Annotated in this window: 21 protein-coding genes; 14 read left to right on the forward strand and 7 right to left on the reverse strand. The window is 67.2% G+C overall.

What is annotated here, in order from left to right:
* The first annotated feature begins 377 nt into the window (after window positions 1-377).
* The 5 genes from pstB (at window position 378) to D103_RS0111150 (ending at window position 4356) form a co-directional block, all read left to right on the forward strand.
* Window positions 378-1208, forward strand: a complete 831-nt coding sequence (pstB, locus tag D103_RS0111130) for a phosphate ABC transporter ATP-binding protein PstB (protein WP_018876846.1) — start codon at window positions 378-380, stop codon at window positions 1206-1208.
* A 26-nt stretch (window positions 1209-1234) separates the two neighbouring features.
* Window positions 1235-1957 carry a phosphate signaling complex protein PhoU gene (gene phoU, locus D103_RS0111135; protein ID WP_018867282.1) on the forward strand — a complete coding sequence of 241 codons (723 nt, stop codon included), beginning with the start codon at window positions 1235-1237 and terminating at the stop codon, window positions 1955-1957.
* A 67-nt stretch (window positions 1958-2024) separates the two neighbouring features.
* Complete coding sequence (locus tag D103_RS0111140; RefSeq protein ID WP_018876847.1) at window positions 2025-2630, forward strand: DsrE family protein; 606 nt, start codon at window positions 2025-2027, stop codon at window positions 2628-2630.
* 441 nt (window positions 2631-3071) lie between these two features.
* Window positions 3072-3506, forward strand: a complete 435-nt coding sequence (locus D103_RS0111145; protein ID WP_018867280.1) for a glutathione S-transferase N-terminal domain-containing protein — start codon at window positions 3072-3074, stop codon at window positions 3504-3506.
* Window positions 3507-3528: 22 nt separating this feature from the next.
* Window positions 3529-4356 carry an amidohydrolase family protein gene (locus tag D103_RS0111150; protein WP_018867279.1) on the forward strand — a complete coding sequence of 276 codons (828 nt, stop codon included), beginning with the start codon at window positions 3529-3531 and terminating at the stop codon, window positions 4354-4356.
* A 430-nt stretch (window positions 4357-4786) separates the two neighbouring features.
* Here D103_RS0111150 and D103_RS0111155 read toward each other — a convergent pair whose 3' ends face one another.
* Together D103_RS0111155 and D103_RS0111160 are read right to left on the reverse strand one after the other, a co-directional pair.
* Window positions 4787-6697, reverse strand: a complete 1911-nt coding sequence (locus D103_RS0111155; protein WP_018876848.1) for a methyl-accepting chemotaxis protein — start codon at window positions 6695-6697, stop codon at window positions 4787-4789.
* A gap of 179 nt (window positions 6698-6876) precedes the next feature.
* A complete protein-coding gene (locus D103_RS0111160; protein WP_018876849.1) occupies window positions 6877-8379 on the reverse strand; it encodes a DASS family sodium-coupled anion symporter in 1503 nt (500 codons plus the stop codon).
* A gap of 172 nt (window positions 8380-8551) precedes the next feature.
* On the opposite strand from D103_RS0111160, the gene D103_RS0111165 reads away from it, so the two are divergent.
* From D103_RS0111165 to argF, 3 genes are all read left to right on the forward strand, one after another.
* Window positions 8552-9133 carry a superoxide dismutase gene (locus tag D103_RS0111165; RefSeq protein WP_018876850.1) on the forward strand — a complete coding sequence of 194 codons (582 nt, stop codon included), beginning with the start codon at window positions 8552-8554 and terminating at the stop codon, window positions 9131-9133.
* Between the two features lie 103 nt (window positions 9134-9236).
* On the forward strand, window positions 9237-10433 hold the full coding sequence (locus D103_RS0111170; protein ID WP_018876851.1) for an acetylornithine transaminase: 1197 nt from the start codon (window positions 9237-9239) through the stop codon (window positions 10431-10433).
* Window positions 10430-11359, forward strand: coding sequence for an ornithine carbamoyltransferase (argF, locus tag D103_RS0111175; RefSeq protein ID WP_018876852.1), 930 nt, complete (start codon window positions 10430-10432; stop codon window positions 11357-11359). Before D103_RS0111170 ends, argF begins: the two co-directional genes overlap by 4 nt.
* 278 nt (window positions 11360-11637) lie before the next feature.
* On the opposite strand, the gene D103_RS0111180 is transcribed toward argF, so the two are convergent.
* Window positions 11638-12285, reverse strand: a complete 648-nt coding sequence (locus D103_RS0111180; RefSeq protein WP_018876853.1) for a sulfite oxidase heme-binding subunit YedZ — start codon at window positions 12283-12285, stop codon at window positions 11638-11640.
* Window positions 12286-12297: 12 nt separating this feature from the next.
* A complete protein-coding gene (gene msrP / locus D103_RS0111185) occupies window positions 12298-13275 on the reverse strand; it encodes a protein-methionine-sulfoxide reductase catalytic subunit MsrP (RefSeq protein WP_018876854.1) in 978 nt (325 codons plus the stop codon).
* A 216-nt stretch (window positions 13276-13491) separates the two neighbouring features.
* Here msrP and D103_RS0111190 point away from each other — a divergent pair, with 216 nt between their 5' ends.
* Window positions 13492-13692: a PA3496 family putative envelope integrity protein gene (locus D103_RS0111190; RefSeq protein ID WP_018876855.1), complete on the forward strand. Its 201-nt coding sequence runs from the start codon at window positions 13492-13494 to the stop codon at window positions 13690-13692.
* 293 nt (window positions 13693-13985) lie between these two features.
* Here D103_RS0111190 and D103_RS0111195 read toward each other — a convergent pair whose 3' ends face one another.
* The 3 genes from D103_RS0111195 to D103_RS0111205 all read right to left on the reverse strand — a co-directional run bounded on the left by D103_RS0111195 (window position 13986) and on the right by D103_RS0111205 (window position 18516).
* Window positions 13986-15125, reverse strand: coding sequence for a lipocalin-like domain-containing protein (locus D103_RS0111195; protein ID WP_018876856.1), 1140 nt, complete (start codon window positions 15123-15125; stop codon window positions 13986-13988).
* Between the two features lie 137 nt (window positions 15126-15262).
* Window positions 15263-17803 (reverse strand): FtsX family ABC transporter permease, encoded by a 2541-nt coding sequence (locus D103_RS0111200; RefSeq protein WP_018876857.1) that lies wholly within the window; start codon window positions 17801-17803, stop codon window positions 15263-15265.
* Window positions 17800-18516, reverse strand: coding sequence for an ABC transporter ATP-binding protein (locus tag D103_RS0111205; RefSeq protein ID WP_018876858.1), 717 nt, complete (start codon window positions 18514-18516; stop codon window positions 17800-17802). Before D103_RS0111205 ends, D103_RS0111200 begins: the two co-directional genes overlap by 4 nt.
* Before the next feature lie 451 nt (window positions 18517-18967).
* Between D103_RS0111205 and mgtE (D103_RS0111210) the strand changes: the two genes are divergently transcribed.
* The 5 genes from mgtE (D103_RS0111210) to D103_RS14205 all read left to right on the forward strand — a co-directional run.
* Window positions 18968-20326, forward strand: coding sequence for a magnesium transporter (gene mgtE / locus D103_RS0111210; RefSeq protein WP_018876859.1), 1359 nt, complete (start codon window positions 18968-18970; stop codon window positions 20324-20326).
* Window positions 20327-20338: 12 nt separating this feature from the next.
* Entirely contained in the window at window positions 20339-21697 is a 1359-nt protein-coding gene (mgtE, locus tag D103_RS0111215; protein ID WP_018876860.1) for a magnesium transporter, read from the forward strand.
* 454 nt (window positions 21698-22151) lie between these two features.
* Window positions 22152-22400 carry a type II toxin-antitoxin system Phd/YefM family antitoxin gene (locus D103_RS0111220; protein ID WP_017926719.1) on the forward strand — a complete coding sequence of 83 codons (249 nt, stop codon included), beginning with the start codon at window positions 22152-22154 and terminating at the stop codon, window positions 22398-22400.
* The gene (locus tag D103_RS0111225; RefSeq protein ID WP_018876861.1) at window positions 22393-22815 is read left to right on the forward strand and encodes a putative toxin-antitoxin system toxin component, PIN family; all 423 of its coding nucleotides are present in this window, start codon (window positions 22393-22395) and stop codon (window positions 22813-22815) included. Before D103_RS0111220 ends, D103_RS0111225 begins: the two co-directional genes overlap by 8 nt.
* A 239-nt stretch (window positions 22816-23054) precedes the next feature.
* The coding region (locus D103_RS14205; protein ID WP_026280350.1) for a transposase at window positions 23055-23245 on the forward strand (191 nt) is incomplete at its 3' end.

A 23245-nucleotide genomic window follows, 5' to 3' on the forward strand; every position in this document is an offset into this window, starting at 1 on the left:
GGCCCCGCAGGGGCCGCGGCAACCTCGCGACGCAACCCCGACGTTCGCTCCAGTCGCCTGCGGCGTCCGTCACAGAGATCGCCACGGCGCTGCGCGCCTCCCCATGACGCCTGGCTTCTCCCGTCATTGCGAGGGTCCGCAGGACCCGTGGCACAAAAGCGCGAAGCGCGTTGAACGGCCGCAGGCCGGCCCGAAGGGCGAGCGCAGCGAGTTATCTCCCGACGCAACCCCGATGCCTGCCCCGGGCCGCGTCGGCGCCGACCACGCCGATCGCCACGCGCCTGCGGCGCTCGCGATGACGGTGCTTTTCCGGACCGCCGCCGCACGCTTCGTGCCGACGCGATGTGTCGAACCCTATTCCCCATGGAGTACCCGAAATGAGTGACACCCAGACCCACGCCGTCAACGTGGCCCAGAACAACCAGGCCCCGCGCGGCCTGAACCTCGACCGCGAGGACATCTGCCTGACCGCGGAGGACCTCAGTCTCTATTACGGCGAGGACCAGGCACTCAAGGGCCTCGACATCCGCATCCCGAAGAACCGCATCACCGCGTTCATCGGGCCGTCCGGCTGCGGCAAGTCCACGTTCCTGCGCTGCTTCAACCGCATGAACGACCTGATCGATTCCGTGCGCATCGAGGGCACGATCCGCCTGGACGGCGCGGACATCTACGACAAGACCGTGGATATCCCCGAACTGCGCCGGCGCGTTGGCATGGTGTTCCAGAAGCCGAACCCGTTCCCCAAGTCGATCTACGAGAACGTGGCCTACGGCCTGCGCCTGCAGGGGGTCAAGAACCGGCGCCGGCTGGACGAGGTAGTCGAGAAATCGCTCAAGCGCGCGGCGCTGTGGGACGAGGTCAAGGACCGCCTGCACGAGAACGCCTTCGGCCTGTCCGGCGGCCAGCAGCAGCGCCTGGTGATCGCCCGCGCGATCGCGATCGACCCCGAGGTGCTGCTGCTGGACGAGCCCTGCTCCGCGCTGGACCCGCTGGCCACGCTTAAGATCGAGGAGCTGATGATCGAGCTGAAGAAGGACTACACGCTGGTCATCGTCACCCACAACATGCAGCAGGCCGCGCGCGTATCCGACTACACCGCCTTCATGTATATGGGCGAGCTGATCGAATACGCCGACACCGACACCCTGTTCACCTCGCCCGCGAAAAAGCAGACCGAGGACTACATCACCGGCCGCTTCGGCTGACGTCGCGACCGCAAGGGGATACCACAATGGACAAGAGCTTCTTCAAACAGCACATCTCGCAGCAGTTCAACGCCGAGCTGGAGGACATCATCAAGCAGGTGATGGCCATGGGCGGCCTGGTCGAACAGCAGCTCGCCGATGCTGTCCACGCGATGGTCGAGGGGGATGTCGAACTCGCCGAAAAGGTGATGACCTCGGACTACCAGATCAACGCCAAGGAGGTCGAGATCGACGAGGAATGCACCCACATCCTCGCGCGGCGCCAGCCAACCGCGTCGGACCTGCGCCTGGTGATCGCGGTGATCAAGACCATCACCGACCTGGAACGCATGGGCGACGAGGCCGAGCGCGTCGGCCGCATGGGCCTGCACCTGCTGGACGCGGACCGCAACAGCGCCCCGATGGCGGACATCGCCAGCATGGGCGAACACGCCCGCGAGATGACGCGCGGCGCTCTCGATGCCTTCGCCCGTATGGATGTTGAACAGGCCGTGCGTGTGGCGCAGCAGGACATCCAGATCGACAGCCTGTACGAGATCATCACCCAGAAGCTGATGAAACAGATGACCGCCTCGCCCGATTCGGTCCCGCGCCTGATGGACATCATCTGGGCCACGCGCTCCCTGGAACGCATCGGCGACCGCGCCCGCAACATCTGCGAATACGTCGTCTACTTCGTCAAGGGCAAGGACGTGCGCCACACCAGCTACGACCAGATGGCCGAAGAGGCCACCGGCGACCGCCACTGAGCCAGGTCCCGTCGCACCCGGGACACGGTCGTTTGCGTCCCGGTCCGGTGCCCGCTTCAATGGGGGCATGCGCAGCTACAGCCTCCTCAAGTCGTTCGCATCCCGCTCCGGGGGGCTCGTCGCCCTGTGCCTGTGCATCCTGAGCGCGATGCCGGCGCTGGCCGCGAACCCGCTCGGCGCACCCGAAGTGGCGCCCGAGGGAGAACCCTCGGCCGCCGTACTCGAGATGCTGGAGCGCGACGAACGCCCCGCCGGCGTGGTCTTCGAGATCATCGAGAATGACCGCGCGGCACTCGCCGCGCTGCTTCCCGAGATCCGCGCGAACATCGCCCGGCTGCGCGAAGACGACCCGGATTTCCCGGTGGCCATCGTCGCCCACGGCGCGGAGCAGTTCACCCTCACCCGCGGCGAGGCCGGCCAGCACCCCGGCCTGCACGCCGAGGTCGAGGCACTGGTGCGCGACGAAGACGTAAGCGTCGCCGTCTGTGGCACCTTCGCAGACTGGCGCGGCATCGAGGCCGACGCCTTCGCCGACTTCGTGGAGGTCGCCGATCTGGCCCCGGATCGCCTCGACGACTACCGCGCGCTCGGCTTCGAGATCATCCGCCTGCGCCCCTCCCTGCTCGACGCCCCCGAACAGGACCCCTGGCAGTTCGACTTCGGCACCCCCTGACCTGCCGCTTGCAAGACCTTTTTCACCACGAAGGGCACGAAGGCACGAAGAAGGGCCAGGTCAAAGTCAAAGGCAGTTCACAGGAAGGCTGGAAGATGCGAAGGATGGATCGGCCAGAACCGGCCGGAACCCGGCAAACGCACCGGGCAACCCCCTGTGGGAGCGGGCTTGCCCGCGAAGCCCCCGCCCGCGCCCACTCAGCCACCGGCCTTCAAAACACCCCTCCCCGCCGGGCCCTGCCAGACCCATTACCCGATCCATATCTCTTCCAATCTTCCCCTCTTCCTGTAAATCGATTCTCCGCCCTTGACCCGCCCCTTCTTCGTGCCTTCGTGCGCTTCGTGGTGAATCCGCCCTTAAACCGCCCTTGAAGCAGCATGACTAACACTCCGGCCGTCGGGATGCTGTAACGCCGTCGGGCTCCTGTGGCATGCTTCCCGCATGCGATTCCTGATCCGAACCTTCTTCCGTGGCGTGCGCCTGATCCTGACCCCGTTCATGCTGATCGGGGAGCGCGTCTCGCGCCCGCGCGGCATCGAGCGCGACCCGGCCGAACAGGCCCGGGTCGACGAGCAAACCCGCCATCTGGCCCTCTATCACTTCCCGGCCTGCCCGTTCTGCATCAAGGCCCGACGCGCCATGCAGCGGCTTTCGCTGGACATCGAACTGCGCAACGCCCAGGCCGCCGGGCCCTGGCGCGAGGAGCTGCAGAACGAGGGCGGGCGCCTTCAGGTACCCTGCCTGCGCATCGAGGAAGACGACCACTCGGTGCGCTGGCTGTACGAATCCGACGCGATCATCCGTTACCTGCGCGAGCGCTTCGATCCGCAACAGGCCGCGCCGGCCGCCGCCACCGACGCCCCGCCGCGTTCCTGACCCGGAGCGACAGCCGAAGACCATGTATCACTCCATCCGTCGTTCCCTGCTCGCGCTCCTGCTGACCCTGCCATTCGCGGCGGCCAGCGCCGCTTCGCCGATCTTTGACGCCCACCTGCACTACCGGCCGGCCGAGGCCGCACACTTCGGCATTAGCGACGTCGCGCGTACCCTGGCCGCCAACGAGGTGCGCAGCGCCATCGTCATGGCCCCCGAAGACGATCTGATCCGCCGCCTCAAGGCCGGGTCCGATACGCGCATCGTGCCGTTCCTGGAGGTTTCGCAGCGGCTGGGCAAGAAGATGGACTGGATGCATGTCGAGGATCTCGGCGACCGCGTCGCCCGCATGCTCGATGAATCCGACGTGAAATGGCGCGGCCTGGGCGAGTTCCATATCCTGGCGGATGACCGCTTCGCCCCCGGTTTCGAGCAGCTGCTGGACCTGGCCGTGGCGCGCGACCTCACCATCATGATCCACGGGGACCCCGCCGTAATCGACCACGCCTACGCGACCCATCCCGAGGTCCGCATCCTCTGGGCCCATGCCGGCAGCTACGCGTACCCGCCGCTGGTGCAGGACTACCTCGAACGCCACCCGCGCATGAACATGGACCTGTCCATGCGCAACCCGCGCATCAATCCCGGCGGCCAGATCGACGACGCCTGGTTCGAGCTCTTCCTGGCCCACCCCGACCGCTTCATGATCGGCGTGGACACCTTCACGCGCACCCGCTGGGAACAGTACACGCGCCTGAAGGACGAGACCCGCGCCTGGCTGGAACAACTCCCCGAGGACGTCGCCCGCGCGATCGCATGGGAGAACGGCGAAAGGCTCTTTCCCGCCCAGTAAGGGCCTGGATTCACCACGAAGCGCACGAAGGCACGAAGAAAGGCCAGGACAAGGGCGGTTCACAGGAAGACCGGAAGATTCGAAGGATGAATCGGCTAAAACCGCCCGGGGCCTGGCCGACGCCGTGACCCGTCCAGCCCGCCGGCCGAGCCCCCTGTGGGAGCGGGCTCGCCCGCGAAGCCCCCGCCCGCGTCCGCTCGAGCACCAGCCCTCCAACCAACCCTCCCCGTCAGACCGTGCCCGATCCATTACCCCATCAATCTCGCTTCCAATCTTCCCCGCTTCCTGTAGACCGGTTTTCGCCATCGAACCAGCCCTTCTTCGTGCCTTCGTGCACTTCGTGGTGAATCAAGCCGTTCAACCACACACGCATGAAAAAGCCCGCCACCCCAAAAGGATGGCGGGCTCGGCTCCCGGAACCTGATCGTGATCAGACCTTGAACTGACCCACGCGCTGCTGCTGCTCGGAGGCCAGCTTGGACAGCTCCTCGGACGCATTGCGGATCTGCTCCGAACCCGACGCGGTCTGATCCAGCACCTCGGTGATGTTGGCCACGTTGCGGTTGATCTCCTCGGCCACCGTGGACTGCTCCTCGGCGGCGCTGGCGATCTGCGTGTTCATGTCGCTGATGCGGGTGACGGATTGCGTGATCGCGACCAGCGACTCGCCGGCCAGGTTCACCTGCTCCACGCTCTCGTGGGCCTTGGCACGACCGTCTTCCATCGCCTGCACCGCCTCGCGCGTGCCGGTCTGGACCCGCTCGATCATCTGCTGGATCTCGTGGGTCGAGTCCTGAGTGCGGCTGGCCAGCGTGCGCACCTCGTCCGCGACCACCGCGAAGCCGCGGCCCTGCTCGCCGGCGCGGGCGGCCTCGATCGCCGCGTTCAGCGCCAGCAGGTTGGTCTGATCGGCAATGTCGCCGATCACCTCTAGGACCTTGTTGATCTCCTCGGCGTCCTGCGACAGACGACTGACCACCTCGGCGGCGCTGTCCACCTGAGTGGACAGGCCATTGATCGCGGTGACCGTCTTCTGCACCACCTGCTGGCCGGCGTTCGCATCCTGATCGGTGGTCTGCGCGGCGGCGGCGGCGTCCGCCGCATTCCGGGCCACTTCCTGCACGGTGGCCGTCATCTCGTTCATCGCGGTGGCGACCTGGTCGGTCTCCGCCTTCTGGCGGCGGACCTGCTCGTTGGTCTCCTCGCTGGTCGCGGACAGCTCGTTGGCCGCGGCCGCTACCTGGTCGGAACCGGCCGCCACCTGCTGGATCAGCACCCGGATCTTCTCCACGAAGTTATTGAAAGCGATGGAGAGATCCCCCAGCTCGTTCTTGCCGGATACCTTCAGCTGACGCGTCAGGTCCCCTTCGCCACTAGCGATGTCGTTCAGACGGTCCACGGTCTGGCACAACGGCCGCACGATGCTGCGCGTCAGGAACCAGGCCAGCAGCGCGCCCAGGACCACAGCAATCACGCCGACCATCACCACGGTACCTGTGGCATTGCGCGCCATGTCGACATAGGCACTGCGATCGACCATCAGCTCGAGGACGCCCACCGCGTCCCCGGAGAAGTCCATCACCGGCCGCGCGATCACCGCCATCGGCTTGCCCTGGTAGGTCACGTTGCGCACGTGTCGCTCGCCACCGAGCACCTCGCGCATCTCGGCGGCGCTGAAGGTGGCCTCGCCATCGATGGTGCCGCCAAAGCGGCTGAAACGTCCGTCGTCCCGCAGGTACAGCGCGACCGGCGCCCCCAGCTCCTCGGTAAACTGCTCGAAGAAGGGATCACCGAAGGACAGGCCAAACTCCACCGAGCCCACGTGCTCACCGTTACGGGCGATCGGCACGACACCTCGAATCCCGAGGCCCGCCACACCCTCTTCCAGACCGGAGATCGGCGCCTGATTGTTGTTGGTATCGACCACGGTCTGGCGGAAGCCGGACAGGTCGTCATCGTAGCGGTCCGGACGATGCACGCGCAGGAAGGATGTCGCCGGCGGCGTATGGAACTGGTACTGGCGCACTCCGTAGTCCGTGCTCAGCGACTCGAAGGTCGGCACCGTCATCGCGGCCAGGCGCTCGCGATCACCCGTGGCCAGTGCCTCCTGGACATCCGGGATGCGGGCGACCGTCTCGGCCATCGCCGTGGCCCGCGCCGCCTCCTGGTCCAGCCGATCCAGCAACTGTCCGGCCAGGTCGTTCAGCTCGCGCTGCTCGGCCCGGTCCGCCATCGTGCCCAGGGCGTTCATCACCACGACCAGCGTCAGCACCACGGCGAGTACGACCACGCCGATGATGCCCACCATGAGCCGTACACCAATCCGGATATTGTCAAACATGTCTGCGCGTCCTTTCCTGCACCGGTCACGGCCGGCTTCAGAATCAAGATTCAGGTCAGTCGTCCTTCCTAGCGGCGGCGAATCCTAAAACTTGAATACCAAAGTGCTTTCTTCCCCACAGGTTCTCAGGGGACAAGATTCCCTCGGTAGGCCGCTTCCGGCCTCCGCGCTCAGACGGGCTACAACAACAGAATCTCGGCAAACACGTAGACCACCAGGCTGATCAGCACCAGCGCCAGCACCGAGAGCAATGCCCCGCCACGCACCATGTCCAGCACCCGCAGCCGGTTGCTGGCGAACACGATGGCGTTGGGTGGCGTCGCCACCGGCAGCATGAAGGCCACCGACGCGGCAAACGCCACCGGCAGGGCCAGCAACAGCACGGGCACGTCCATGCTCAGCGCGAACGCGGTCACCAGCGGCAACAGCGTAGCCGCTGTCGCGGTATTGCTCGTCACATGACTCAGGGTCATGGTCAGGAGCGCCACCCCGGCCATGATCAGGATCAGCGGCCAGGCCTGGGCGATCACCAGGGCATCCGCCGCCAGCTCCGCCAGCCCGCTGGACTCGATCGCCGCACCCAGGCTCAAGCCCCCGCCTACCAGCAACAGCACGCCCCAGGGGAGCTCGCGCGTGTTGTCCCAGCTCAGCAGCCGGCGCTGTTCGCGCGACCCCGACGGGACCAGGAACAGCAACCCGGCCCCGAGGATCGCGATGCCGGCATCGGTCAGCGAGATCGGTAGCCAGCCCTCGAGCAGCGGCCGTGTCAGCCAGGCCAGCGCAACCAGCAGAAACACCCCGGCCACCCGCTTTTCCGCGACCGACCAAGGGCCCACGGTCGCGCGCTGTTCGTCCAGCAGCGCACGCAGACCGTTCAGCTCCACCCGGTGCACCGGAAACACCCAGCGGGTCAGCGACCACCACGCAAGGGCCAGCAGCACCGCCGCCAGCGGCAGCCCCAGGGTCATCCATTCCAGGAACCCGATCTCCATCCCGTGGCGATCCCCGAGGTACGCGGCCGTCAGGGCATTCGGCGGCGAACCGATGATGGTCGCCATGCCCCCGATGTTCGCGGCGAACGCGATGCCCAGCAGGAGCGCCAGGGCCGGGCGTCGCGATTCCATGTCCGGCCCCTGTGGAGACGCGCCGCGCTCGATCAGTCCAAGCACCGAGAGCGCGATCGGCAGCATCAGGGCCGCCGTCGCGGTATTGCTGACCCACATGGACAACCCCGCCGTGGCCAGCATGAAGGCCCCCACCAGCACATGCAGGCGATTGCCGGCGCGCGCCACGATCGCCAGCGCCATGCGCCGGTGGAGATCCCAGCGCTGCACGGCCAAGGCAATGGCGAAGCCGCCCATGAACAGGAAAATGATCGGATTCGCGTACGGCGCGGTGGCCTCGTCCATGGGCACGATGTCGAGCACCGGCAGGACCGCGATCGGCAGCAGCGCCGTCACCGGCAGCGGCAGGGCCTCGCTGATCCACCAGGTCGCCATGAACAGCGTCAGACCCAGCACCCGCCAGGCCGCCGGATCGAACCCCGCCGGGGCCGGTACCAGCAGGAAGATGGCGAAGATCGCCGGCCCCAGCAACAGACCGATGCGCCCGCGCCAGTTCACCGGAGGGGTCTTTTCCGGTTGGGTGTCGCGTTGCCCTGCCGTGTCCTCGGTCGCTGCCATGGGCCTCTTTCGTCGGTCAAGCATCAGGGTATACGGCCCGGGCCAAAACCAACCCGTACCATCGGAAATTGCATCGTCCGGGCAACGTGACTATCGTTGTTCCGTTATGCGGCGTCCCCGTTTCGGGCCGCTGCCACAGCAGTTTCTCACGACACTGTCCAAGGAGTCTTTCATGGCCTACGAACTGCCCGATCTGCCCTACGCCAAGAACGCGCTGGAGCCGCACATCTCCGCCGAGACGCTGGAATACCATCACGACAAGCACCACGCGACCTACGTGACCAAGCTGAACGGCCTGCTGCCGGGCTCCGAGTTCGAAAACGCCACGCTGGAAGACATCATCAAGAAGGCCCCGGCCGGCGGCATCTTCAACAACGGCGCCCAGGTCTGGAACCACACCTTCTACTTTAACTGCATGGCCCCGAACGCCGGCGGCGAGCCCTCGGGCAAGCTGGCCGATGCCATCAACAGCGCCTTCGGCTCCTTCGACGCCTTCAAGGAGAAGTTCAACGAGTCCGCCGTTGGCAACTTCGGCTCCGGCTGGACCTGGCTGGTGCAGAACAGTGATGGCTCGGTGGAGATCGTCAACACCTCCAACGCCGCGAACCCGCTGCGCGACGGCAAGACCCCGCTGCTGACCTGCGACGTCTGGGAACACGCCTACTACATCGACTACCGCAACGCCCGCCCGAAGTACCTCGAGAACTTCTGGGCCGTGGTGAACTGGGACTTTGTGGCCCAGCAGATGAAGTAAAGTCCCAAGCGGCGATATACTGGGCTTTTTTGGCTGCATGATGCGGCCAAGCCCTGCATCGAGCCGGCGGCCCTCCGCCGGCTCTTTGGTTTCGGAGAACCCCATGAGCGACGCCCTGCAGAACACCTACAAGCGCCTGCCCGTTGCCTTCGAGCGCGGCGAAGGCGCCTGGCTGTGGGATACCGACGGCAAGCGCTATCTCGACGCCCTGTCGGGGATCGCGGTGTGTGGCCTTGGCCACGCCCATCCCAAGGTCGCCCAGGCCGTCTGCGACCAGGCCAGCACCCTGGTGCACACCTCCAACCTCTACCGCATCCCGCTGCAGGAACAGCTGGCGCGGCGCCTGTGCGCGCTGTCCGGCATGGATCGCGCCTTCTTCTGCAACTCGGGGGCCGAGGCCAACGAGGCGGCGATCAAGCTCGCCCGCCTGCATGGCCGTGCCCGCGGGATCGCCGAGCCGAAGATCGTGGTGATGGAGGGCAGCTTCCATGGCCGCACCATGGCCACCCTGTCCGCCACCGGCAACGCGAAGGTCCGGGCCGGATTCGAGCCGCTGGTATCGGGCTTTGTGCATGTGCCCCACGGCGACGCCGAGGCCGTCGAAGCCCTGGCGGCCGACCCGGACGTCGTCGCGATCCTGGTGGAGCCGGTCACCGGCGAGGGCGGCATCCATGTCCCGCCGCCCGGCTACCTGCGCCGCCTGCGCGAACTGGCCGACCAGCACGGCTGGCTGCTGATGCTGGACGAGATCCAGGCCGGCATCGGCCGTACCGGGCACTGGTTCGCCTTCCAGCACGAGGGCATCACCCCGGATGTGGTCAGCCTGGCCAAGGGTCTCGGCAACGGCATCCCCATTGGCGCCAATCTGGTGGCCGGTGCCGCCCGCGAGCTCTTCAGCCCGGGCATGCACGGCACCACGTTTGGCGGCAACCCGCTGGTGTGCCGGGCGGCGCTGGCCGTACTCGATGTGATGCAGGACGAGGCCCTGTGCGAACAGGCGTCCCGTCAGGGCGAGCTCCTGCTGAAACGGCTGCACGACCGCCTCGCGGACCATGCGGGCGTCGTCGCCGTGCGTGGCCGCGGTCTGATGATCGGGGTCGAACTGGACCGCCCGGCCGGCGAGATGGTCATGGCGGCGCTGGAGCGGGGGCTGATCCTGAACGTGACCGCGGATCGGGTCATTCGCCTGCTGCCGCCGCTGATCATCGACGACGACCAGGTGGAACAGATCGCCGTAACCGTAGCCGACCTGGTGGACGCGTTCCTGGCGTCGCCCCAAGCCAACGAGGTCTCCGCATGAACCCACGCCACTACCTCTCGTTCCTGGATCTCTCCGGCGACGAAACCCGGGCCCTGCTGCAGCGCGCCATCGAGCTCAAGCAGCAACTGAAGGCCGGCGAGCACCACGATGACCTGCTGCGCGGCAAGACGCTCGGCATGATCTTCGAGAAGTCCTCCACCCGCACCCGCGTGTCGTTCGAAGTGGGGATGCAGCAGCTGGGCGGCAACGCCCTGTTCCTGTCCCCGCGCGACACCCAGCTGGGGCGCGGCGAGCCGATCGAGGACACCGCCCGCGTGCTCTCGCGCATGGTCGACTGCGTGATGATCCGCACCTACGAACACGAAAAGATCGAGCTGTTCGCCAAGCACGCCACGGTGCCGGTGATCAACGGCCTGACCGATCTCGAGCATCCGGCCCAGCTGCTGGCCGACCTGCAGACCTACTTCGAGCATCGCGGCGACATCCGCGGCAAGCGCGTCGCCTGGATCGGCGACGGCAACAACATGTGCCACAGCTACATGTACGCCGCGCGCCTGCTGGGCTTCCAGCTGGTGGCCGCCTGCCCCGAGGGCTACGACCCGGAGCCCAGTGTGGTCGATACCACGCGCGAACACTTCGAGCTGACCCGCGATGCCCGCGCCGCCGCCGAGGGTGCGGATCTGGTCGTCACCGACGTCTGGGCCAGCATGGGGCAGGAACAGGAAAAGAGCGCCCGCCGCCGGGCCTTCTCCGGATTCTTCGTCGATGCCGACCTGATGCGGCTCGCCAACGACGACGCCCTGTTCATGCACTGTCTCCCCGCCCACCGCGAGGAAGAGGTCTCCACCGAGGTCCTGGAAGGCCCGCAGAGCGTCGTCTGGGACGAGGCCGAAAACCGCCTCCACGCCCAGAAGGCCCTGCTCGAATTCCTCATCACCCTCAACGCCGACCAGCGCGTCTCGTAAGGGCTTTTTTCACCACGAAGCACACGAAGACACGAAGAAGGGCAAAAGGCTTGTAACCACAGAGTTCACAGATAACACGGAGAACGGTCGAAATAACAGAGAATTTTCGGAGCTGCCGGCGGGCAGTAGAGCTATGGGCCATAGCCCGGGCCTGTCACCCTTAGACCTGCTCCGTGTCCTCTGTGCCCTCCGTGGTAAATCGCCCTCGACCTAGCCCTTCTTCGTGCCTTCGTGTGCTTCGTGGTGAACAAAAGGCCCTTGACCTTGAATCGGGGTGTTCAGGCGGGCACACGGCGGCGGGCATGGATGCGCCGGCGGGTCTGCCAGCGGTAGACGGCGCGCCAGCCGAGCAGGAAGGCCAGGATGGCCGCGTACAGCGCGACCTCGGCATAGTCGGCCCGCGCGAGCCACAGGAAATGCAGGATAGCCAGCACGCCGGCCACGTACACTCCGCGGTGCAGCCAGACCCACCCCTTCTTGAGCCAGCGCTGGGCACCATCGGTGGAGGTGACCGCCAGCGCCAGCAGGATCACCCAGGCGGCGAAGCCGACCATCACGAACGGGCGCTCGGTCAGGTCGTAGAGCACCAGTTCCCAGTCGAAGAACAGGTCCACCCCAAGCCAGATCAGGGCGTGCGCGGTCACGTAACCGAACGCGACCAGCCCCAGCATCCGCCGCAACCGGGTGAGCCACGCCAGCCCGGTCATCTGCCGCAACGGGGTCACCGCCAACGCCACCAGCAGCGCGATCATCGCGTGCGTGCCGGATAGCTCCAGCAGCTTCTCGATCGGGTTCACACCCAACCCGCCGAACCAGCCAAGCGTACGCAAGCCGATCCACATGGCCGGCAGAAGCGCCACCAACAGGACGGCCCACCACACACCGGTGGGCGGACGGGACCGGGCTCGACGGGTTGTGGCGGTCATGCCCCCATCCCGTCAGAAGTGCTCGCGCAGGTCCATGCCCTCGTACAGCGACGCCACCTCGTCCCCGTAACCGTTGAACATCTCCGTGCGCCGGCGCCGGAACTCGCCGATGCGGCGCTCGGTGCGCTGCGACCAGCGCGGATGATCCACGTCCGGATTCACGTTGCTGTAAAAGCCGTACTCGTCAGGCTGCGCCTGGTTCCACAGGGTCGGTGGCTGGCCCTCGACGAAGCGGATGTGCTGAATGGACTTGATGCTCTTGAAGCCGTACTTCCACGGTACCACCAGCCGGATCGGCGCCCCGTTCTGGTTAGGCAGCACCTCGTCGTACAGACCTACCGCGAGGATGGTCAGCGGGTGCATCGCCTCGTCCAGGCGCAGGCCCTCGGTATAGGGCCACTGCAGCCCACCGGAACTGGCCCGGCGCCGGGGCCGCTGCCCCCGCAGGTTTTCGGGGTCATGAATACTCTCGAACGCCACGTAGCGCGCACCCCCGCGCGGCTGCGCCTGCTCGATGATGCGGTTCAACTCGAAGCCGATCCAGGGGATCACCATCGACCAGCCTTCCACACAGCGCATGCGATAGATGCGCTCCTCCAGCGACCAGGGGCTGATGAAGTCCTCCACCGCGTACTCACCCGGGTTGTCGCACAGCCCGTCCACCGTGATCGTCCAGGGATCGGTCTTCAGCTGATCGGCGTAGGTCTTCGGATCCCCCTTCCCCGGGCCCATCTCGAAGAAGTTGTTGTAACTGGTGATCTCGTCGTACGAGGTCTTCGACTCGTCGGTCGAGAAATCGCTGGGCTCGAATTCCAGCGGATACCCCCGCAGAGCGGCGGAGGCCGGCAGCGAAGCGCCCAGCCCACCGAGCGCCAGACCGGCGCCCAGCCCGATTCCCTTTCGCAGGAAATCGCGCCGCCGCGCGTAGACCTCCGGCGGGGTGATCTGGCTGCGGGAACACTCGGAACGACGTCGGGTGCGGATCAGCATGGCCTGCCCTCGCGACTGGTTTCGGCGGCAACGGAAGGCGTCACCACTCGTGCACGATGGACCAGCAGCGCCCGCTCGAGTTCGGATCGCGTACTCCATAAGGGAAAACGAGGAACAATAAGAATTTTCTGCTTGCGGGCCGGCCGAAACGATATATAAGGCTTTTCTGATACCGCAGTCCGGGGTGGCCCGGCCGGCTTGTCAGGAGACCCGACAATGGACCCGACGATCGATGATGCGGCCGATGGCGCCGACGAGATCGCCAGCCTGTTCGAAAACCAGCTCGTCAACGATCGCGGCCCGGCGCGTCACGCCGCCCGCCGCACCCTGGAACGCCTGATGGAGGAACGCGCCCTGCGCGCCCATCTTAAGGACGACTTCGACCTCGACATCCCGCACGAGGCGATGGACTGGTAACCCCCCGGGGTGGCCTCGCGCCACCCCCTCCTGCGAGCCGCCCTGTTGCACCACAGAGGGCACAGACGACACGGAGAGAGGCCGGGTCGAAAGCGATTAACAGGAAGATTGGAAGGTAGGAAGGGTTGTTGTGGGGCGCCCGGGCACCCCCAGCGCGCGAGGGCTGATCCTGCCTCCGACGCAGCACTGCCGGACCCAAAAAACCTTCCGATCTTCCAATCTTCCTGTGAAAGCTTTTCGCTTTTGACCTGGCTGTTCTCTGTGTCCTCTGTGCGCTCTGTGGTCGAAACGCCCTAGTCCTCGTACCCCGTCAGCTCCACAAAGCCTCGCCCGATCGCCTCTCCGTCCGGATCGAGGATATCCACGGCGCCCTCCCAGTAGCGGATCACGGTATCCATCTCCTGTTCGTCGCGGATGGCGCGCACGGTGAATTCGCGTGACGCCGCGCCATCCTGCGGCGCGATGCGCATAGCCCACTCCACCGGATAGCGGTTACCGGAGGGCTGCGTGGCCCAGCGCCGGGGTTCCAGTTCGACCTGGTCGGGCTCCAGCAGCCGGTCGTCGCCATCCGCCGGCATCCAGCGGCCCTTGGACAGCGGATGCGGCTCCCCGTCCTCCTTGCGCAGCTGGTAGTACATGACGTCCAGCCCGTCGTCGAACTGCAGCGCGAACCAGTCCCAGCCCACCTGATCCTCGGACAGCGCACTGGTGCTCCACTCGCGGTCCATCCACGCCTGACCGGTCACCGCCAGGGGCCCGCGCTCCGCGCGCTCGACCTCCCCGCGCACCGCGATGCGTGGCATGGAGTAGTAGTAGGAGGCATTGCCCGGCTCCGGGCCCTTCTGGCTGAGCCCCGCCTCGCCCTGGAGCACCGGGCCACGCCGGGGCTCCAGTTCCAGCGCCAGCCGGTAGTCGTCCACGCTGAAATCGAGCGTCCAGCGGTCCTGGTCCATATCCGCGAGCTGCCAGTCCTCGGCCCACACGCGGCCGACCGGCTCCGTGGCCCCCGCCAGTCCCGCCCCGTCGCGCACGAAACGCTCCTCGGAGGCATGGTGCCCGGCCTCGCGATCGATCACCGCCGTATGCGCCATCCAGATATCCGGGCTGGCCCAGGCCGAGTCGACCCAGCGCGCATCCCCCGCCAGCTCCGGCGCCAGCCCGACGCGGAAGAAGGTAATGTGAAAGCCCAGCCGCTCGCCCTCCGGCCCGTCGAGATTGCCGGTCACATACCACCACTCGTTGCGAAACCCCGGGTGCGGCCCGTGATCACGCGGAAACTCGAACACCCGCGGCGCATCCGCACGCCGGAACCCGTCCGTCTCCTCCCCGCCCAGGGCCTCGCCCACCCGCAATCCGGTCACCCCCGGATCATCGGTCTCGGGCGGATCCACACCCCCGCAGGCGCCCAACACCCCCACCATCATCAGCACCATAACCACCCGCAGGCGCAGGCGCAGCCCCAGTGGGAGCCTGCTTGCAGGCGAAGCCCCTGCCCGCGCTGGACCCTGCCAAACCCCATTCGCGGGCAAGCCCGCTCCCACATGTCCCAACCAACGCCTCATCCAGTCCATCACGGCACCTCTCTAAGGGCCGGTACCAGCCGCATGCGCGCCATTCGCCACGCCGGGATGGCCGAGGCCAGCAATGCCGCTCCGATGCCCAGCAGCACGGTCTCGACCACCTCGTCCCAGGGCAGACGCAGGTCCATCCCCCAGCCGAAGGCCTCGCGGTTGATCACCTCGATCAGCAGCCAGCCCATGCCCAGCCCCAGCGGGATCGCCGCCAGCGCGGCAAACGTGCCGAGTACCCCGCCCTGCAGCACGACAAGACTACGCACGCCCCCGGGCAACAGCCCGAGGCTGCGCAGCGTGGCGAACTCGCGCGCCCGCTCCATCTGCAACGCCATGAGCGCGCCCAGGATCGCGATGAAGGCCACCACCAGCGTGATCACCCGCAGCAAATGGGTAATGGCAAACGTCCGGTCGAAGATCGCCATCGACTCCTGCTCGATATCGCCCGGGCGCGTCACCAGCGCCGCGCGGTCCTGCTCTGCCAGCCAGGCTTCCAGGCGTTCCACGACCGCTTCCACATCCACTCCCGCCGGCAGCCGCAGCCCGAACGACCCCACTCCATCGGGTGGCATGCCCGCCCGGACAAAGGCCGCCTGGGTCATCAGCACAGTACCGCTCGGGTTGCCGTAATCACGGTAGATCCCGAGGACTTCGAAGGGGCGCTGGCCGCCGGGCACCGCCAGCGACAGCCGATCCCCCGGCCGAACGTCGTGGTGCGCCGCAAACGGCTCGGTCACCAGCACCGCATCCTCTGTCGCGAGCCGCTCCCCCAGCGCTTCACGCGCCACCGTGCTCTCCAAAAGCGGCAGATAATCCAGCCAGTTGGCATGCGGTCGCACCACATAGAGATCGACCAGGCCGCGCTCGCTGACGACCTCCTGACTGGACCCGGTACTGACCGACACGGCTCCCGAGCGCGCCACCAGGTCGGCCATCCAGTCCTCGGGCAGACGCGCACCACCGCGCGCCGAAGCCGGCGCCGCGGGCACCACGTAAAGATCCGACGTCAGCGCCTGGCCCAGCCACTGCTCCACACTGCCGCGAAAGCTGCCGACCATCACCGCCACGCCGATCGCTGCCGCCAGCGCCAGGGTCAGCGCCGAGGTAGCAGGCGCGCTGCGCGACAGGCTGCGCTCCAGGCTGCGCACCGCGATGCGCGGCAGGGTCACCCCGCGAACCAGCGCCGCCAGCCCGCGCAGCGTCCACACCAGTACCCAGGGCAGCAGCAACACCAATCCGGCAATCAACAGGAACAACGCCACGAAGCCGCCCACCAGCGCCCCCGCACCGGTGACGATCAAACCACCCCCCGCGAGCAACAGCGCCATGGACAGCACAGCCAGCCATGCCGCCCAGCGACGGGCACGGCGCTCCAGCCCCCCGCGCCCCGTGGTGCCCGCACCGGCCGCGCGCGCCGCCTCCCAGGCAGGGGCCAGCGCCGCCAACAGCGACAGCCCCACTCCCAGCAGGAATACCGCCCCCAGGGCCAGCGGGCGCGGCGTGACCCCGGTAACCGCCACCGCGAAGAAGTGATCCGTGACGGTCTGCGCCACCTGCGCTACCAGCACCTGCGCCAGCGCAATGCCCAGTACCGCGCCCAGCAGCGTCCCGATCACGCCGACCAGCAACGCCTCCAGCAACACCACGCCAAAGATCGCCCGCCGGCCCACACCGACCAGGCGCAGACTCGCGATCACCTCGCGGCGCCGGAGCACAGCAAAGGTCTGCGTGTTGTAGATCAAGAATGCTGCGATCAGCAGCGCCAGCAGGCTCATCGCCGTCAGGTTGGTGCGAAATGCCTGCGCCAGCTCGCGCGCGGCCTGCCCCCGGCTCTCCACCGGCACCAGCTCCAGTTCGGCGGGCAGAGCCTCGGCCAGCACATCGACCTCGGCATCCGTCAGCCGCACATCGATCCGGTCCAGACGCCCCAGCCGGTCGAGCAGCCCCTGCGCCGTGGCGATATCCGTCACCCATAGCGAGCCACCACCCTCATCGGTCGCGGCGTCCGCCTGGTCACGCTCGGCCGCGCGATCAATGGCCGTCACCTCGCGCGCACCCCCCGCCGCCTCCAGTGTCACACGCGACTCGTGAGCCCGGCCCGAATCGCGGAACCAGCCCACCGGCGGCAGAATCGTCCCCGGCTCGGTCACCAGCCGCTGCACCGGAACATCCCCGATATCCGAAGCCGCGCCGCGAAACGGTCCCTCGGCCAGCGGATCGACACCCAGCACATAGATCGTGCTGCCGTCCGGCAGACGGGCCGGTCCCTCGACGATCGGAGCGGTATCACGCCATCCGGCCATACGCAGCTCGCGGTACAAGGCCTCGTCGAACCCGCTGGCCGGCCCCAGGACCTGGTGCGTCGCAGCGCCTGCGACCTCATCCATAGAGCGGTCAAACGCCCGCTGGGCCGACTGGTTCGCCAGGTCCACCGCGAGCACCACGGCCACGCCAATGATCACCCCCACCAGCGTCAGCAACCGCTGCAGCGGCCGCCGGCGCCAGTCGCGCAGCCAGGCTCGCAGGACCAGAAGGCTCATGCGGGAGCGGCTTCCGTGGAACCGGCCGACTGCAGAAGCCCGTCGCGCATGGTCAGGACCCGGTCCAGCCGACCCGCCAGTTCATGACTGTGGGTCACCAGCAGCAACGAACAACCGGTGGCCCGAGCCTGCTCCAGCAACAGGGCAAACACCGTCTCGCCGGTGCGCGAGTCGAGGTTGCCGGTGGGCTCGTCCGCCAGGATCAGCGCGGGTTCGTGCACCAGCGCCCGCGCGATCGCGACGCGTTGCTGCTCGCCCCCGGACAGGGCCTCCGGATACCGCGCGCCCTTGTCGCCCAGCCCCACCGCCTCCAGCTGCGCCGCGGCGCGCTCGCGGCGTTCGCCGGCAGACAAGTCTGTCGCCAGCTCCAGTGGCAGCATCACATTCTCCAGCACGGTCAGCGTCGGAATCAGGTGAAACGACTGGAACACGATCCCCACGCGGCCCCGCCGCAGGCGCGTGCGCGCCGCCTCGTCCAGCCCCGCCAGCGCCTGCCCCGTAAGGTGCACCTGGCCGCGCGCCGCCGCCTCCAGCCCGGCCGCGAGATGCAGCAGGGTGGACTTGCCGCTGCCGCTTTCGCCGACGATCGCCACCCGCTCCCCGGCGCGAAGCGCGAAATCCACCCCATGCAGCACCTCCCCCTCGCCGGGGTAGGCAAACGCCACATCGGTCAGCGACAGCACCGCGCCTTCTACCGAGCCTTGTTGCTCCATCGCACACCTTCTCAATCACACGAATCTTCGCCTGCGAGCAGGCTCCTACCCGGCAGGGGAAGCCCCCCGTAGGAGCCTGCTCGCAGGCGAACAATCCTCATTGAACACCCCGCACCCTCTGCCCCCCTGCAGACCATGAAGAGTAGATGAATGTTTCAAAACCCCGCACAAGCGGTTGATTGAGGCCCGTCATCCGTTAGAATAAGCAGCATCTCCACACGCGGGAACACGCCTTGAAACGTCGATCACGAAGTCGATCTATCCGCGCCTAGCGGCAAGCGCCCGTTCCCCGACCGGTCGCTTCCGTCAGGCCTCTTTGATCAAAGAGCCGGGAGCGGCCGGGCCCAGCCCGACCCGAACCTGGACCATCCACCGCATCCGTGCGGCGCCTCGCTGGTCTGTGCCCGAGCACAGTCCACTCCGAGCGCCCCGATGCCGCCGGGAGAAGGGCATGGAGCTTCACCTCGAACAGTCCATCATCGAGCTGAAGGAGTTGTTGCGTCTGGACGACCGCGACGGGCTCCACGAGTTGCTCGACTACATGCGCGTGCAGGATATCGCCCACGCGCTGATGGAGCTGGGCGACGACGACCTCTGCGCCGTGTTCAACCTGCTGCCGCCCGGGCGCAAGGCGGACGTGTTCGCCTACCTCGACACGGCACATCAGATCCGCCTGCTGGAGGCCTCCCCGCGCGAGGATGCCCGCTTCATCCTCTCCGAGATGGAGGCGGACGACCTCACCGCCCTGCTGCAGACCCTGGACCCGGACACCCTGCGCGGCTACCTGCGCCTGCTGCCGTTCCGGGCGATCCGCCGCGCGCTCAAGCAGCTCAACTACCCGGAAGACTCGGTCGGCCGCGTGATGTCGCCGGACGTGGTCGCGGTGGACCCGGACTGGACCCTCAAGCGCGCCCTGGCGTTCATCCGCCGCAACGCCGACGAGCACTCCAACAACGTGATCTTCGTGGTCGACCCGGACCGCGTGCTGCTGGCCGCCGTGCCCATCCGCCACTTCCTGCGCGCCGGTGCCGACAGCCCGGTGCGCGACCTGCTGGACGAGGGCGAGCCGATTACCATCGCGGTCTCCGAAGACGCGGTGGAGGCCGCTCGCCGGATCCAGCACTACGACCTGGAGACCCTTCCCGTCGTCGGCGAGACCGGCGAGCTGCTGGGCGTGGTCACGGTGGACGACGTAATGGACCTGATCGAGGCCGAATCCACCGAGGACTTCCACAAGCTGGGCTCGGTGGGCACCCTGCCCCTATCGCCGCAGGAGGCGAGCCCGTTCCTGCTCTATCGCAAGCGGATCGGCTGGCTGCTGGGCCTGGTGGCCTTCAATACCATCGGCGCCATGATGATCTCGCAGTACGAAGAGATCATCGAAGCGGTGGTGGTGCTGGTGTTCTTCCTCCCGCTGCTGATCGCCTCCGGTGGTAACGCAGGCGCGCAAAGCTCCACGCTGATGGTGCGTGCCATGGCCACCGGCGAGGTCACCGCCCGCGACTGGCTCAAGCTGTGGGCCAAGGAGATGGGCGTCTCCGTGACCCTGGGCGTCAGCATGGGCGTGGCGGTCTCGCTGGTCGGCCTGTGGCGCGGCGGCCCGGAGATCGCCTTGTTGGTCGCCCTGGCCATGACCGTCATCGTCACCGTGGCCAGCATCCTCGGCATGCTCCTGCCGGTGGTCCTGAACAAGCTCCGCCTCGATCCGGCCACGGCCAGCGTCCCGCTGGTCACCTCGCTCGCCGACATCGGCGGTATCCTGATCTACTTCTCGCTGGCCGTAGCCCTGCTCGGCCTGGCGACTCCGTAAGAGACCTCGCGCATGAGCGCCACCGAACCCGATCTCGAGACCCTGCCGCAGGTGATCGCCGACGCCCTGGACGAACCGGAGGCGGACGTCCTGCAGGCGATCTGCGGCTCCTACGCCGCGCCGGACCTCTCCGACGCGCTTGAGGCCCTGCCGGCCGAGCAGATGGAGACCTTCTTCCAGCGCCTGGACGTCGAGTGCACGGCGGATATCTACGCCCACCTGGAACCGGACCACCAGTCCCGGGTGTTCCAGGCACTGGACGACGAGCACGCCAGCCGCCTGGTCGCCGCGCTGTCCTACGACGACGCGGTCTCCGTCATCGACGGCCTGGAGGACGACCAGGCCGAATCCCTGCTCGAGACCCTCCCGGACGACGACCAGGAGGCCCTGGAGACCCTGCTCGGCTACCCGGAGGAGAGCGCCGGGCGCCTGATGACGCCCGAGTTCGCCACCGTCCAGCCGGACTGGTCCGTGGCCGAGGCCATGGATCACCTGCGGGAACACAGCGATCTGGCCGAGACGGTCAACACCATCTTCGTGATCACACCCAACGGCGAACTGCTCGGTTGGGTGCGCCTGAAGGAACTGCTGCTTTCGCGCCCCTCCACCAGCGTGCGCGAACGCATGCACACGGATGTCGTCAGCATCGCGGCGGAGGAAGACCGCGAAGAGGCCGCCCACCGCATCTCCCACTACGACCTGGACGTGCTCCCGGTCGTGGACGACGACGGACACCTGCTCGGCATCATCACCGTCGACGACGTAATGGACGTGCTGCGCGCGGAGACCACCGAGGACTTCCACCGCATGGCCGCGGTCGGCGACGTCGTGCTCTCTCTGCGCGACGCCAGCATGCAGCTCCTCTACCGCAAGCGCATCGGCTGGCTGGTGATCCTCGTTGCCGTGAACATCCTCTCCGGCATGGCCATCGCCCACTTCGAGGCCGCCATCGAAACCGTCGTCGCGCTGATCTTCTTCCTGCCCATGGTAATCGCCACCGGGGGCAACGCCGGCGCCCAGGCCTCCACGCTCGTGGTGCGCTCACTCGCCACCAACGACATCAAGCTCCAGGACTGGTGGCGCCTGGGCGGCAAGGAAATCCTCGTCTCCTCCGCCCTGGGTGCCACCCTCGCCGGCGCCATCTGGCTCTCCGGCAACTGGCTCGGCAGCCTCGAGGTCGCCAACGCCATCGCGCTGGGCATGTTCCTGGTCGTCCTGTTCGGCTCCATGTTCGGCCTGCTACTCCCCTTCACCCTCACCCGCTTCGGCGTCGACCCGGCCGTCGCCAGCGCCCCGCTGATCACCTCCGTCGTCGACGTCGTCGGCATCACCATCTACTTCGCCACCGCCGTCGCCATCCTCGGCCTCTAGCTCCCCAGCACCCGTCCTCCCTGTAGGAGCGTGCTCGCACGCGAAGCCCCTGCCAACGCCAGGCCGGCACCGAAACACCACCCTCCCCGCGGGCGCCCCCCCTTTTGGCAGCGTCCTTCGTGGGAGCGGGCTTGCCCGCGAAACCCCTGCCAAAAGAAACCCGTCATTGCGAGGAGCAGAGCGACGAAGCAATCGGCCTGAGAGCCCGGAGCGCTTCTCGTAGACCCGCGCCCAGTAACCCGAAGAGACGGGATCTCCACCGATGAGCGAAACCCACCACATCCCGGACGACCACCGAGGACCACCCGGAACAACGACGAAATCGGCAACAGCCCCCTTGGCAAACATCACCGGTCCAATCCACGAGCCGACCGCCTGAACCCGATACGCCGGCGATAGCGCCACCCCTAGCTATTTTGTACAATCTGTACCTAGTAGACATAAGGAGACCGGCATGCGTACCGTCAGCGCAAGCGAAGCCAAGCAGGGCCTGGCAGCAGTCATCGAATCCGCGCGCAAGGAGCCCGTCATCATCCAGCGCCAGAAACGCGATGTGGCCGTGGTCCTTTCGCCCGAAGAATACGAGCGCCTGGTCCACCTGAACGTGAATGAGTTCCGCCGGTTCTGCGACCAGATCGGCGGCAAGGCCGAAGCGGCCGGCCTGACCCAGGAAAAGCTCGACCAACTGCTCGCGGATGACTGAGTCCAAGCGGCAGGGCCGATGGGTACTGGACACCAACCTGCTCGTCAGTCGCCTCCTGGTTCCATCCGGCCCCGCGGCGCGGGCCGTTGACCACGCTCTCGACCGGGGCATCCTCCTGGTCTCGGAGGCCACCCTCGACGAGCTCGTCCAGGTTCTCTCGCGCCCCAAGTTCGATCCCTACATCAGTCAAGCGGAGCGCCAGCAGTTCATCCGCCTGCTGGGTGGCATTGCACGGTTCGTTGCGATCACCACCCCAATCACGGCCTGTCGCGATCCGAAAGACGACAAGTTCCTCGAAGTCGCCGTCCACGGCGAGGCCCATGCCATCGTCACCGGAGACGCCGACCTGCTCGACCTCGATCCCTTCCACGGCATCCGCATCCTCCGCCCAGCCGATCTACTCGCCCAGCGCTGAACCGCACCCGCACCAAAACCACTTGTCGGGCAGAGCCTTGTCCACCCTGTAGGAGCCGCCTTGGCGGCGAAGCACCTGCCAGCGCGTAATCCGCCCCGTCGCACCCCTGGCCCACCGGCCACCGCGCTGCGAAGAGCCGAGTAGTGTGCTGAGTTATGTGCAGAAGCTGGCAGGAGGTGAGCGGCCATGGTATTCGGGTTGGTTAGCGACCACCTGAACCCCTCAAGGAGGGCGAGACCATGACCACTCACAAGAGCCAGGCTACTGCGGATCGCACGTCACTGCGAGCGCTTTTGGGGACAGACGAGGAACTGATGCGCACGCTGGTGCGCGAGGCGGTCCAGCAGGTCCTGGAGGCCGAGATGAGCGACCAGCTCCAGGCGGCGCCGGGCGAGCGCACCGAGGGCCGCCTGGGTTACCGGGCCGGGTA

The sequence above is a fragment of the Thioalkalivibrio sp. ALE31 genome, assembly GCF_000377405.1.
GTDB lineage: Bacteria > Pseudomonadota > Gammaproteobacteria > Ectothiorhodospirales > Ectothiorhodospiraceae > Thioalkalivibrio.